The organism is Quadrisphaera sp. DSM 44207 (assembly GCF_900101335.1).
GTDB lineage: Bacteria > Actinomycetota > Actinomycetes > Actinomycetales > Quadrisphaeraceae > DSM-44207.
Map to the genome: position 1 here is coordinate 283,817 of NZ_FNKA01000003.1, position 13,505 is coordinate 297,321.

9 protein-coding genes and 1 pseudogene are annotated in these 13,505 nt (G+C 77.1%); 7 read left to right on the plus strand and 3 right to left on the minus strand.

Annotated features, from left to right (window positions below; all coding sequences use genetic code 11):
* Positions 1-30 precede the first annotated feature (30 nt).
* The 7 genes and pseudogenes from BLS82_RS15770 (at position 31) to BLS82_RS11695 (ending at position 10,713) form a co-directional block, all read left to right on the plus strand.
* Positions 31-987: a hypothetical protein gene (locus BLS82_RS15770; RefSeq protein WP_176819070.1), complete on the plus strand. Its 957-nt coding sequence runs from the start codon at positions 31-33 to the stop codon at positions 985-987.
* A 189-nt stretch (positions 988-1,176) separates the two neighbouring features.
* Positions 1,177-2,985, plus strand: a complete 1,809-nt coding sequence (locus tag BLS82_RS11670) for a polysaccharide lyase (RefSeq protein WP_092865992.1) — start codon at positions 1,177-1,179, stop codon at positions 2,983-2,985.
* Positions 2,986-3,265: 280 nt separating this feature from the next.
* Positions 3,266-4,409, plus strand: a pseudogene (locus BLS82_RS11675) (DUF1972 domain-containing protein).
* 160 nt (positions 4,410-4,569) lie between these two features.
* Positions 4,570-7,887, plus strand: coding sequence for a PKD domain-containing protein (locus BLS82_RS11680; RefSeq protein ID WP_092865995.1), 3,318 nt, complete (start codon positions 4,570-4,572; stop codon positions 7,885-7,887).
* 5 nt (positions 7,888-7,892) lie between these two features.
* Positions 7,893-8,621, plus strand: coding sequence for a hypothetical protein (locus BLS82_RS11685; RefSeq protein ID WP_143028840.1), 729 nt, complete (start codon positions 7,893-7,895; stop codon positions 8,619-8,621).
* Positions 8,618-9,802 (plus strand): glycosyltransferase, encoded by a 1,185-nt coding sequence (locus tag BLS82_RS11690; RefSeq protein ID WP_092866002.1) that lies wholly within the window; start codon positions 8,618-8,620, stop codon positions 9,800-9,802. Before BLS82_RS11685 ends, BLS82_RS11690 begins: the two co-directional genes overlap by 4 nt.
* On the plus strand, positions 9,799-10,713 hold the full coding sequence (locus tag BLS82_RS11695; protein WP_218123853.1) for a glycosyltransferase family 2 protein: 915 nt from the start codon (positions 9,799-9,801) through the stop codon (positions 10,711-10,713). The genes BLS82_RS11690 and BLS82_RS11695 overlap by 4 nt, the downstream gene beginning before the upstream one ends.
* Positions 10,714-10,762: 49 nt before the next feature.
* Here BLS82_RS11695 and BLS82_RS16630 read toward each other — a convergent pair whose 3' ends face one another.
* From BLS82_RS16630 to BLS82_RS11710, 3 genes are read right to left on the minus strand one after another with little or no spacing between them, the layout of a single operon-like run.
* A complete protein-coding gene (locus BLS82_RS16630) occupies positions 10,763-11,740 on the minus strand; it encodes a glycosyltransferase family 2 protein (RefSeq protein WP_218123854.1) in 978 nt (325 codons plus the stop codon).
* Positions 11,737-13,095 carry an O-antigen ligase family protein gene (locus tag BLS82_RS11705; protein WP_092866005.1) on the minus strand — a complete coding sequence of 453 codons (1,359 nt, stop codon included), beginning with the start codon at positions 13,093-13,095 and terminating at the stop codon, positions 11,737-11,739. Before BLS82_RS11705 ends, BLS82_RS16630 begins: the two co-directional genes overlap by 4 nt.
* A complete protein-coding gene (locus BLS82_RS11710; RefSeq protein ID WP_218123930.1) occupies positions 13,092-13,475 on the minus strand; it encodes an FAD synthase family protein in 384 nt (127 codons plus the stop codon). The genes BLS82_RS11705 and BLS82_RS11710 overlap by 4 nt, the downstream gene beginning before the upstream one ends.
* Positions 13,476-13,505 lie beyond the last annotated feature (30 nt).

A 13,505-nucleotide genomic window follows, 5' to 3' on the forward strand; every position in this document is an offset into this window, starting at 1 on the left:
AGGAGGCGCTGCAGGGGAGTGGGGGCCGCGGTGCTCGACGCGGGGACCCCGGCGCCCGCGGACCCCGTCGCGGAGGTGCTCGGCGACGCCGCGGGCGGGCTGGACGCCCCGCCGCCGGCGGCGGACGGTCCGCTGCTGGTGGCCGAGGCCCCACCGGTCGAGGTCGACGATCCGCCGCTGCTGGTGGACGACCCACCGGTCGAGGTGGAGGTCCCGCTGCTGCTGGTGGACGACCCGCCGGTGGTCGACGGCGGTGCGGTGGTCGACGGTGCGGTGGTCGACGGTGCGGTGGTCGACGGTGCGGTGCTCGACGGCGCGGTGCTCGACGGCGGTGCGGTGGTCGGCGGTGCGGTGGTCGACGGTGCGGTGGTCGACGGTGCGGTGGTCGACGGTGCGGTGGTCGACGGTGCGGTGGTCGACGGCGGTGCGGTGGTCGACGGCGCGGTGGTCGACGGCGCGGTGGTCGACGGCGCGGTGGTCGCGGGTGCGGTCTTGGCCGGCGGAGCGGTGGTCGACGGCGGGGCGGTCGTCGCCGGAGCGGTGGTCGACGGCGTGTTCGCCGGTGCGGTCGTCGCCGGGGTGGTCACCGGCGCGGCCTCCTCCGCCGCCTCCTCCGCGACCTCCTCGGTCGCCTCCTCGCCGGCCGCCGGCGTGGTCTTCTCGGCGACCTTCTCCGCGGCCTCGTCCGCCTTCTCGCTCGCCTTCTCCGCGGCCTTCTGGCTCGCCTCGGTCGCCTGGTCGGCAGCCGGCGCCGCGGGGACCTGGTCCGCCGCGGCGGCCGGTGCGAGGAGCAGGGAGGCGCTGAGGACGCCCGACCCGACGACCGCGCGCTGCACTGCCCGCAGCGAGGCGTGGGGCGCGCGACGGGCGCTGGGTCCGATCGGGCTGGGCATCTGGGTCCTCGTGTCGTCCTCGTCCCCCGTCCGGAGGAGCGCCGGTGGCGGTGGCGCGGGATTCATGGTGCATGCCCGAGAGCGGAAGCGGTAGTCGGGTGGCGCGGAGCGGAACCCCTGACGAGTTGGGGGGAACCGGCCACCTTCGGCGCCTCGTCCTCCTAGCGTCCTGCGCATGGTCCCCGCACCCCCCGGAACGCCGGTGACGCGTCGAGCGTCGCGGGCCCGCCGACAGCGATCCCGAGCCCTCCTGCGCTGGAGCTCGACGGTCGCCGCCTGCGCCGTGGCGGGGGTCGTCGCTCCGCTCGCCGTCCAGGCCGCGTCGGAGCCCGACGCCGAGCTGGTGGTCCTCGACGCGGCGCAGGCCTCCCGGAGCGTCGCCCTCGCGTCGCAGCAGAGCTCGGGCGGCGCGGGCGCGCAGGAGCACCAGGCCGGCGGCGCCTCCCGGACCTGGGCGTCCGAGGGCACCGACGTCGAGGTCGAGGGCGGCCGCTTCTCCGTGTCGGGACTCGCCCCCCGGGGCTCCTACGGGATCGCGCTGGCGCAGGACCTCGGCGCCGACGTCGAGGTGGCCCACGAGCTGTCCGTCGCCGACCCCGATGACCTCGTCGGCGGCCTGTACGAGTCCACCCAGCTGCGCCTGCAGCAGGACGGCGACCACTACCGCGCCCTCGTCGTGGTCCGTCCCGGTGGCGACGTCCGGCTGCGCCTCGACCGCGTCCGGGACGGCAGGACCACCGTCCTCGCCCGCAGCCCGCAGGTCGCCGAGGTCGAGCCGGGCGAGCCGCTCCAGGTCGAGGCGCGCGTGGTGGGGACCGACCCGCCCGTGCTGCGGGCCCGCGCGTGGCGCGAGGGCGAGGAGCGCCCGGACTGGCAGCTGACCGCGGCGGACGCCTCCCCGGACGCCGTCGACGACCGCGGCCGGGTGGTCCTGTCCGGCTACCTGTCGCGCAGGGCCGAGCCGACGTCGCTGCAGCTGGCGGACCTGCAGGGCCGGTCGCTCGCCTTCGCGGACGCCACCCGCCGCGAGGCGCCGTCCGCGCGGGCCACGTGGGCGTCGGTGGTCACCCCGGTGGCGGCGACCACCGCACCGACGGCGTCACCGACGGCGTCACCGACGGCGTCACCGACGGCGTCACCGACGGCGTCACCGACGGCGTCACCGACGGCGTCGGCGACCGCGTCGTCCACGGCGTCGGCGACCGCGTCTCCCACGGCGTCGGCCACGGCGTCGTCCACCGCGTCCCCGACGGCGTCTCCCACGGCGTCCCCCACGGCGTCCCCCACGGCGTCCCCGTCCTCGTCGAGCCCGGCGACCACGCTCGTCTCCAGCGACTTCGACGACTTCGACGCCGCGGCCCCGGTGCCGATCGCCGACTTCCGGTCCGCGATGGGCGACCCGGTCGTCGCGGGCCAGACGGCCCTGAAGCGGACGTCGCTGGTGGAGGTCGCCGGCCGCGGGCGGGTCCTGCGCCAGACCCTGGAGGCGAACACCTACGGCGGCGCGTCCGGCATCACCGCCGTCCCGCGGCTGGCCGAGGACGTGGACGAGGCCTCGATCCAGTACGACGTGCGGTTCGGCGCCGGGTTCGACTGGTCCCTGGGAGGGAAGCTGCCCGGCCTGGGCGGCGTGCTGCCCGGTGTCAAGCCCTCCGTCGCCTCCGGGTGCAGCAGCGCGACGGGCGACGCCTGGTCGGGCCGCGGCATGTGGATCACCCCCGAGTCGTACTCGTCCGTGACGGGCTCGAACGAGTGGATCGGCTACCTGTACGACCACGACAAGCGCGAGGCCTGCGGGGACAACGTGCGCACCGGCGAGGCGCTCACCGCGGGCACCTGGCACACGGTGAGGCAGTACTACAAGCTCAACACGTTCTCCTCGTCCGGGACCCCGAACGCCGACGGCGTCCACAGGATGTGGATCGACGGCGAGCTCGTGGTCGACAACACCCGGGCCACGTACCGCGACGACCCGGACCTGCACATCAACCGCGTCTTCTGGCACGTCTTCCGGGGCGGCGGCACCGCCAGCTGGGCCAGCCCCACGACGGGCACGGTCGACGTCGACGACCTCGTGGTCACGAGCCCGTGAGGTCCGGCAGCCGCGCTCCCGCACGCCGCCCCGACCTGCGGTGAACCCTGGCGGGGGACGGCGCGTACTACGGTGGCCGGACGCGGTGGACCGTCGACCGGGTGCGCCACCCGCACCGATCGGGTGAGCGCGGGCGCTGGTCGGCTGTCACGGAGCGCTGCAGGATGTGTACTGGGCGCCACGGCGTCGAGGTCCGGCGCGGGGGCGAGGGGGAGGCACCGGAGTGGCTGTGCTGGACGGGCGCGCCCCGGGTGGCGCGCACGGCCGCCTCAGCGTCGCCATGGTGGGCACGCGCGGCGTGCCGGCCCGCTACGGGGGCTTCGAGACGTGCGTCGAGGAGGTCGGCGCCCGTCTCGCCGAGCGCGGTCACGACGTCGTCGTCTACTGCCGCAGCTCCGGCGGCGGCAGCAGCGAGCGGCCGGCGACCCACCGCGGCATGCGCCTGGTGCACCTGCCCGCCGTGCGCGCGCGCACCCTCGAGACCCTCAGCCACACGGGCGCCTCCGTGGCCCACCTGCTGGCGCACCCCGTGGACGCCGTCCTCGTCTTCAACGCCGCCAACGCGCCCTACCTGCCCCTCCTGCGAGCGCGCGGCCTGCCCGTGGCCACGCACGTCGACGGCCTGGAGTGGAAGCGCGCCAAGTGGGGACCGCAGGGCCGGCGCTACTACCGCCACGCGGAGGCGCTCGCCGTGCGCCACTCCGACGCGCTCATCGCCGACGCCGCGGGGATCCAGGACTACTACGCGGAGCGCTTCGGCGCCGAGACCACCCTCCTGACCTACGGCGCGCCCGTCATCGAGGGCGGCGGCGACCCGCAGCGCCTCGCGGAGGTCGGTCTGGTGCCCGGCGGCTACCACCTCGTGGTCGCGCGCTTCGAGCCGGAGAACCACGTCGACGTCATCGTCGAGGGCTACCGCGCCAGCCGCGCCGGCCTGCCCCTGGTCGTGGTCGGTTCCGCGCCCTACTCCGACGCCTACACCGCCCGGGTGCGCTCGCTCGCCGACGGCCGGGTCCGCTTCCTCGGCGGCGTCTGGGACCAGGAGCTCCTCGACCAGCTGTACGCGGGCGCCCGCACGTACCTGCACGGGCACTCGGTCGGCGGCACCAACCCGTCGCTGCTCAGGGCGGTCGGCGCCCGGGCCGCCGTCAGCGCCTTCGACGTCAGCTTCAACCGGGAGGTGCTCGCCGACGCCGGTCTGTACTGGACCACGCCCGCGGACGTGCGCGTCCTCGTCGAGCTCGGCGAGGCCGACGTCGAGGGCACGCGGCTGCGCGGCGAGGCGGCCGGGGAGCGCGCCCGCAGGTACGACTGGGACGTCGTCGCGGCCGGGTACGAGGACCTGTGCCGGCGCCTGGCGCGGGGGACCGCGGCGTCCTCGCCCGTCCGGTCGTCGGGAGTCGCTCTCTCCTGACGCGGAGTGAGGATCCTGCGGTGCCGCTGGGCCGAGCGGGCGGCATGAGATCACCACGGGTGACCGGTGCCCGGTTCGCGGCATATCCTCCCGCGCAAGAGGCTGCTGGGCGTGTCGGCCAGCGGTCCAGAGTGCCGGTGCGGTCAGCGCCGGCGACGACGGGGAGACACGTGATCAGACGTCCGCGCCAGCGCCTCCGCACCCTGCTGGGCGCGGGTCTCGCAGCCACCGTGGCCAGCGCCCTGGCGCTGCCGGTCTCGCCGCAGCCGGCGTCCGCGGCGCCGGCGGTCGTCCCCTCGCAGCCCACCGTGAGCGCGGACGCGCTGCCCACGGTGCAGGTCGACGGCGTGGTGTGGGCGCAGGTCGTGGTGGGCGACCGGGTCTACGCCACGGGCCAGTTCACCTCGGCCCGCCCGGCCGGTGCCGCGGCCGGCACCGGTGAGGTCGCCCGGTCCAACGTCCTCGCCTACGACATCACCACGGGGAAGCTGGTCACCTCCTGGGCGCCGAAGCTCAACGGCACCGGGCTGGCCATCACGGCGTCCCCGGACGGCTCGCGCGTGTACGTCGGCGGCTCCTTCACCAGCGTCGACGGAGCCAGCGCCTCGCGCGTCGTGGCCCTGGACGCCGCCTCCGGTGCCGTGGTCACGGCGTTCAAGGCGTCCGCCAACAACACCGTGCGGTCCCTGGCCGCGGCGGGCGGCACGGTCTACGCGGGCGGGTCCTTCACCGCGGCCGGGGGGCAGGCGCGCTCCTACCTCGCCGCCTTCCGCGCCTCCGACGGCGCGGTGACGCCGTGGGCGCCGCCCGCCGACGCCGCCGTGATGGCGATGACCGCGCCGGCGGGCACGAACGAGCTCGTCGTCGGCGGCCGCTTCACCACCCTCAACGGGCAGGCCCAGGCCGGGATGGGCGCGGTGGACCTGACCTCGGGCGCGACGCTGCCGTGGGCGGCGAACGCGACGGTGAAGAACTACGGGCCGGACTCGGCGATCTACAGCCTCTCCAGCGCCGACGGGGCGGTCTACGGGACCGGGTACAACTTCTACGGGCCGGGCAACCTCGAGAACGCCTTCGCCGCCGACGCGGCGGGAGGGGCCCTGCGGTGGGTCAACGGCTGCCGGGGCGACACCTACTCCAGCTACCCGGTGGGCGGCGTCCTGTACGCGGTCGGCCACGCGCACGACTGCTCGTCCATCGGCGTCCAGCCGGAGACGAGCCCGCAGACGTTCCAGCGGGCGCAGGCCTTCACCACGGCCTGGACCGGGAACACCAACACCTCCGGCAAGTTCCAGGGCAAGCGCGCCAGCGAGGTCCTCCCGTGGCTGCCCACCCTGGCCGCCGGCACCTACACCGGCCAGTCCCAGGCCGCCTGGTCGGTCGCCGGCAACGGCACCTACGTCGTCCTGGGCGGGGAGTTCCCGAAGGTCAACGGCCGCGCCCAGCAGGGCCTGGTCCGGTTCGCCGTGCGCTCCGCCGCCCCCCGCAAGGAGGGGCCGCAGGCCATCAGCGACATGGCGCTCGCCGCGGACGGGCTCGCCGACGGCGGCCTGAGGATCTCCTTCGCGGCCGCGTGGGACCGCGACGACCGCAACCTGCGCTACGAACTCCTGCGCGGCCCCTCCTCGTCGCCCGCGGTGGTGGCCCGCACGACCGCCGACTCCGCGTGGTGGAGCCGCCCCCGGCTCGGCCTGGTCGACCCCTCGCCCGTGGTCGGGACCGCGACGGCGTACCGGGTGCGGGTCACCGACCCCGACGGCAACACCGCCACCAGCGCCCCCCTCACGGCGACGGCGGCCGCGGCCAGCGCCCCCAGCGCCTACCGCGACGCGGTGCTCGCGGACGGCGCGGAGTCCTACTGGCGCCTCGACGAGGCGAGCGGCACCGTCGCGCTCGACCGGGCGGGCGCCGGCGACCTGACCCTGGACCCCTCGGCGAGCCGCGGCGCGAAGGGCGCGACGCGGGACGGCGACGCCGCGACCGCCTTCGCGGGGTCGGCGGCCGTGCCGGCGACGACGACCGCCCCGCGCCCGGGACCCCAGACCTTCTCGGTGGAGGCCTGGTTCCAGACCACCACCACGACGGGCGGCAAGATCGTCGGCTTCGGCGACTCGGCCACCGCGGCGAGCAGGAGCCACGACCGCCAGGTCTACCTGACCAGCAGCGGCCAGCTGGTCTTCGGGGTCTACCCCGGCGCGTTCAAGACCATCACCAGCCCCGGCCGGTACAACGACGGGGCGTGGCACCACGTGGTGGCCACGCTGGGCCCGGCCGGCACGGCCCTGTTCGTCGACGGCGCCCAGGTGGCCGCCGACGCGAGCGTCAAGGGGGCGCAGGCCTTCACCGGCTACTGGCGCGTCGGCGGGGACACCGTCAACGCCAAGTGGTCCGGCGCCCCCGCGACCGCAGCGCTCGCGGGCACGATCGACGACGTCGCGGTGTACCCGACGCAGCTGGCGGCCGCGAGGGTCGCCGAGCACCACCGCCTCGGCGCGACCGCCGGTGCCACCCCGACGCCCACCCCGACGCCCACCCCGACGTTCACCCCGACGCCCACGCCGACCCCGACGCCTGCTCCCAACGCCGCTCCGACCGCGTCGTTCACGGCGACCACCGACGGCCTCACCGCCGCCGTCGACGCCTCGGCGTCCGAGGACGGCGACGGCACCATCGCCGCGGTGGCCTGGGACTTCGGGGACGGCGCCACGGGCAGCGGCACCACGGCGAGGCACACCTACGCCGCCGCGGGGACGTACTCCGTGACCGTGACGGTCACCGACGACCGCGGCGCCACGGGGACCACCCGGCAGCCGGTGACGGTCACGGCTCCTCCGCCGCCCCCGGCGCCGGCGCCCGGCCAGGTGCTGGCGGCGGACGCCTTCGCCCGCACCACCACCAGCGGCTGGGGCCCCGCCGAGACCGGTGGGGCCTGGACCACGAGCGGGGGCACCACCGCGGTCACCGGCGGAGCGGGACGGGCGACCGTCAGCGCGGGCAGGACGTCGGCGTCGACGCTGGACGCGGTGTCCGCCACGGCGAGCGACGTGCGGGCCGCGGTCTCCGTCGACGCCGCGCCCACCGGGGGTGGCGTCTACGCCTCGGTGATCGCCCGCCGCGTCGGCACGGGCGGGTACCACGCCCGTGCCCGGGTCACGGCCACCGGCGCGGTCACCCTGGCCCTGTCGTCGGTGGCCTCGGGCACCGAGACGGTCCTGAAGTCCGTGTCGCTGACGGGCCCCGCGCTGGCGCCCGGCCAGCGGCTGCTGGTGCGGGTGCAGGCGGTCGGCACCGCGCCGACGACCCTGCGGGCGCGGGCGTGGGTCGAGGGCACCCCCGAGCCCGCGGACTGGCAGCTGACCGCCACCGACAGCACGGCCGCGCTGCAGGCCGCGGGCGGTGTCGGGCTCTCCACCTACCTCTCCGCCAGCGCGACCGCTCCGCTGACCGTCGCGTGGGACGACCTCGCCGCGACGACGACCGCTCCGTGAGGTCGGTGAGCGCGGTGAGGTCGATGAGGTCGGCCCGCTCCGCGCCGCGCGCCGCCGTCCTGGTGGCGTCCGCGCTCGTCCTCCTCACCGGCTGCGCCGGCGGCGAGGACGACGCTCCGGGCGGCGGCCCGGGCACCTCCACCTCGTCGGCACCGGCTGCGACGACGACCGCGACCGCGTCACCGACCGGGTCACCGACGACGTCGCCGACCGGGTCGCCGACGTCGTCCGGGGCCCCGGCACCGGACGCGCCGTCGACCAGCGGCTCGCCGTCCGGCGCGCCACCGGCGGCGGGCCCGAGCACCGACGGCGGGCCGCCGCCGTCGACGGCCCCTGTGGTGGGGGCCACCACGCTCCCGCCCGTCGCGGCGGGGGACGCCGCCGCCTTCGGGGACGGCCTGGTGGCGACCGTGACCGACACGCAGGCGGTGCAGCTCGGCGCGTCCGGTCCCGGGGAGGTCGCCGGCCCCGGCATCGCGGTCACCCTCGTGCTGCGCAACGACACCTCCGCCCCCGTCGACCTCGGCGGCCTGGCCGTCACCGCCTCCACCGCGGACGGCGTGCCCGTCGACCCCAGCGACTCCCCGCCCGCGAGCCCGGCGCAGGGCGTCCTGGAGCCCGGCGGCAGCGCGACGGGCACCTGGGCCTTCTCCGACCCCGCCACGGGGGACGGGCCGCTGCAGGTGCAGGTGAGCTCGACCAGCTCGGTCTCCGTCGTCGTCGTGCAGCTGTGACGCGCGCTCCCGTCCCGTCGCCCGCTCCCCGCGGCCGCTCCGGCGGCACCGTCCTGGTCGCCCACCCCAGCCCCGACCTCTACGGCTCCGACCGCGTCCTGCTGGAGTCGGTCGACGCCCTGCTGGCCGCGGGGCACCGGGTGGTGGTCACCGTGCCGGCCGCGGGGCCGCTGGTGCCGCTGCTGGTCGAGCGCGGCGCGCAGGTCGTCCTGTGCGCCGCGCCCGTGCTGCGCAAGGACGTCCTGCGCCCGCGGGGGCTCGGGCGCTTCCTCGCCGGCGCGGTGCGGGGCGCGGTGCAGGGGCTGGGGCTCCTGCACCGCACCCGGCCCGACGCGGTGCTGGTCAACACGGTGACCATCCCCCTGTGGACCCTGCTGGCGCGGGTGGCGCGCCGGCCGTGCCTGGTGCACGTGCACGAGGCGGAGGCGTCCGCCGCGCCCCTGGTGCGGGTGCTCCTCGGCGCGCCCCTGCTGCTGGCGGACAGGGTGCTCGTCAACAGCCGCTTCAGCCTCGGGGTGCTGCTGGCCAGCGCGCCGCGGCTGCGCGGACGCTCGTCGGTCCTGGACAACGCCGTGCCCGGCCCGCCGGCCGTCGTGCCGGCGCGCGAGGAGCTGGCCGCGCCGGTGCGCCTGCTCTACGTGGGGCGCCTGTCGCCGCGCAAGGGTCCCGACGCGGCGGTCGAGGCCGTCCACCTGCTGCTCGCCGAGGGCGTCGACGTGCGGCTCGACGTCGTCGGCAGCGCCTACCCCGGGTACGAGTGGTTCGCGCAGCGCCTCGCCGAGCGCGCGGCCGCGGCCGGTCCGGAGCGGGTGGTGCTGCACGGCTTCGACGCCGACGTCTGGCCCCACCTGGAGCGCGCCGACCTCGTCGTGGTGCCCTCCCGGACGGACGAGCCCTTCGGCAACACGGCCGTGGAGGCCGTGCTGGCCGCCCGTCCCGTCGTCGTCAGCGACACCAGCGGGCTGCGCGAGGCCGTCGAGGGCTACGGGTGCGCCCGCCTCGTGGAGCCGGGCAGCGCCGAGGCGCTCGCCGCCGCCGTGCGGCAGGTGCTGGCCGACTGGCGGGCGCACCGGGACGGCGCGCTCCAGGACGCCGCCCGGGCGGCGCGGCGGCACAGCCCCTCCGCGTACCGCTCCGCGGTGGCAGGTGCCGTCCAGGCCCTCCTGGAGGGCGCCCCGTGACCTCGGTGGTGGTGGCCGTGCTCACCTACCGGCGCCCGGACGACCTCGCGGAGCTGCTGCCCCTGCTCGAGGAGCAGGCGCGCGCCCTGCACCCGGCGGCCCGGGTGCTGGTCGTCGACAACGACCCCGCGGGCAGCGCCCGGTCGGTGGTGGCGGCCTCCGGCGTCGCGGCGACGTACGCGCACGAGCCGCGGCCCGGCATCGCCGCCGCCCGCAACCGGGCCCTGGACGAGGCGGGGGACGCCGAGGCGCTCGTGTTCATCGACGACGACGAGCGCCCCGGCGACGCCTGGCTGCAGCACCTCGTCGCCACCTGGCAGGAGACCGGCAGCGCCGGCGTCGTCGGTCCGGTGGTCTCCCGCGTCGACGCGCCGCACGGCCCGTGGGTGGCGGCGGGGGACTTCTTCCGCCGGCGGCGCCTGCCCACCGGGTCGCCGGTGGCGGTCGCGGCGACCAACAACCTGCTGCTGGACCTGCGCCGGGTGCGGCCGACCGGGATCTCCTTCGACGAGCGGTTCGGGATCAGCGGCGGCTCGGACACCCTCTTCACGCGCCAGCTCGTCGCGGCCGGCCTGCAGCTGGTCTGGTGCGACGAGGCCGTGGTCACGGACGTCGTCCCCGCTCACCGCGCCACGCGGGGCTGGGTGCTGCGGCGGGCGCTGCGCAGCGGCAACGGGTGGAGCCGGACCTCGCTCGTGCTGGCCACGGGTCGTGGCCGGCGCGCGCGCACGCGGGCGGTGCTCACCGCGCGCGGCGGGGTGCGCGCCCTCGGCGGCGCGGGGCGCTTCGCCTGGGGCGTGCTGTCCCGCTCCGCGCACCACCGGGCCCGCGGTGCCCGCACGGCGGCCCGCGGCCTGGGCATGCTCACCGGCGCCTTCGGCTCCACCTACGCGGAGTACCGCCGCGGCTGAAGCCGGGCGCCGGCACCGGGGAGCGGCACCGGGGAGCGGGGGAGGGCGGTCAGCCGGCGCCCGAGGCGCCGGACCCGGCCCCGCGCGGGCGGGCGTACTCGACGTACCCGTAGCCCAGGGCGCCGAGCACCATGCCGACCCCGCTGGCGACGTCGCACTCGCCCCGGGCCCGGTGCCCGAGCGAGCGGCCCAGCCGTCCCCGCACCGCCGCGGCGAGCCCCCTCGCCACCCGCAGCACGCCGCGGGCGACCAGCTCGGCTCTGCGCAGGACCCGGACCGGGCCGCGCGCGAGCTTCACCTCCACCCGGCTCCACGTGGTGCCCGTGCGCAGGTTGCGCCGCAGGACGTAGCGCCGCGTCGCCCGCACCGCCGGGACGGAGGCGACCACCTGGGCCTCGTCGCACCAGCGCAGCGGCTCGCCCCTGGCCACCAGGTCGTGGGTCAGCATCGTGTCCGACCCTCCCGTGAGCCCGAAGGCGTCGTCGAAGCGGACGCCGAGCGCCCGCAGCCGCCGCAGGTCCAGCAGCAGGTTGTTGGTCGCCGCCCCGCGCAGGGCGGTGCCCGTCGGCCGCCGCCGGCGCTCGAACATCCGGCTCTCACGGACCCAGGGGTCCAGGGGGAGCTCCGGCGCCGAGACCGCCGGGCCCGCCACGGCCGTGCACCCCCACGCGCGCCACGCGCGCACCAGCCGCGCCAGCCAGTCCTCCCGGGGCACCTCGTCGTCGTCGATGAACACGATCGCCTCGGCATCGCCCGCCTCGTCCAGGGCCCGGTTGCGGGCGGCGGCGATGCCGGGCCGCGGCTCGTGCGCGTAGGCCAGGCCGGCGCCGACCCACCGCTCCACCACCGGCCGGGCGCTGCCCGCGGGGTCGTTGTCGACGACGAGGACGCGAGCCGGCTCCGGCGAGGCCGCCGCCTGCTCGAGCAGCACCGGGACGGCGCGCGCGAGCAGCTCCGGGCGCCGGTAGGTGAGCACGGCGACGACCACCGTGCTGGAGGGGCGGTGCACGTCGGCGTCGGTGCTCACGAGGCTCCTCCGAGGGCGGGTCGCCCGGGTCGCGGGACGTCGGCGAAGAGCAGCACCGCCAGGGGCAGCACGGTCACCGGCAGCAGGAAGTCGCGGTCCACGACGCCGAAGGAGACCTCGAGCGAGCAGGAGACCAGCAGGCTGACCAGCGCGAGCGTCGGCCACGCCGACCCCGCGCGGGCGGAGGCGACGGCGCGGCGGCACAGCAGCACCAGCAGCAGCCCGGTCAGGCACAGGTGCACGAGCCCACCGGTGACCAGGACCTGGACCACCTGGTTGTGGCCGTGGAACGCCGTGCCGACCAGGGGGTTGGCGAAGCGGGCCACCGCGGCGTAGTGGTCCGGGCCGTGGCCGACGAGGAGGTGCTCGCGCCACGCGGCCAGGCTGAGCCGCCAGATGTAGCCGCGGTTGGAGAACGCCGCGTCATCCCGCGTGAGGAACGGCAGCAGCAGGGTCAGGGCGGTGGCGACGGCCAGCGCGCCGGAGCTCACGCAGGCGCGCAGGGCGGGTGAGCGACCCGACAGGGCCAGCGCGAGCAGCGTGGCGGCGGCCGCCGCGAACGCGGCGAGCGACGAGCGCGACGCGCTCCAGACCAGGGCGGCGGCGACCAGCACGACCAGCAGCAGGCGCCACCGCCGGCGCGCGACCAGGACGACGGCGGGCAGCCCCAGCACCAGGAACTGGCCGAGGTTGTTGCCCTGGGTGAACACGCCCACGAGCACGCCGCCGGGGAGCAGCTGCTTGTCCGGCTGGATGAACTCCCCTCTCACGGAGCGGAACAGGCCCTGCTCCGGGGCGACCAGCGCGACCGCCGTGCTGACCGCCGCCGTCAGCCCCGTCAGCCAGGCGAGGACGGCCAGGTCCCGCAGCGCGGGGCGCAGCACCCACACCGCGAGCACCAGCAGCGGGAAGAGCACGCTGGCCCGGTCGGGGACGTGGCCCGCGTAGAGGTCGCGGAAGACCAGGAACCCCCACAGCCCGAGCGCCGCGGCGAGGCTGCCCCAGCGGTCCGCCCGCGCGCGCGGCAGGCGGGTGAGCAGCACCCACAGGCACACGGCCGCCACCGCCCCGAGCAGCGCCAGCTGGCTGGCGGCGGCCAGGGCCGTCGGCGCGGCGCCCTCCTCGCCGACGGACACGCGGAACTTCGGCGCGGTGAGCGTCTGGAGGAGGCGGGGCACGACGACCAGGGCCCAGGTGGCGAGCACCAGCGCGAGCAGCGGGCGGCGGGAGCCGGCGCGCGGTGCCGCCGTCCCGCGGCCGGCGGCACGGTCCGCGGCGGGCCCGGGGTGCGCGGGGGCGCGCCGGGGCGCGCGCCTCGGCAGGAGCACGCGGTCACCGACCCCGCCGATGCTCACCCGTGGGCGGTGATCAGGTCGCGCAGCAGCGTGCTGGACGTGGTGTGCGTGTAGGGGAAGTACACGACGCGCACCCCCACCGCGGCCATGCCCGCCTCCAGCTGGTCACCCTTGGGGGTGCCGCGCCAGTCGTCGCCCTTGAACAGGACGTCGAAGCGCAGGCGCTCCCACATCGGCAGCTTGTCGCTGCCGCAGTCGTCGGCCACGACGCGGTCGACGAGGCGCAGGCTGGCCAGGATCTCCGCGCGCTCCTCCAGCGGCACCACCGGGCGCCTGCCCTTGGTGCGCTCCACGACCTCGTCGGTCACCGCTCCGACGACGAGCTCGTCGCAGCCCTCCCGCGCCCGCCGCAGGATGTTCAGGTGCCCGATGTGGAACATGTCGAAGACCCCGGGCACGTACCCCGTCAC

Coding starts and splice junctions, on each gene's coding strand:
- BLS82_RS11710 (WP_218123930.1), bottom strand. CDS start 13,475: ATGTTCCACATCGGGCACCTGAACATCCTGCGGCGGGCGCGGGAGGGC.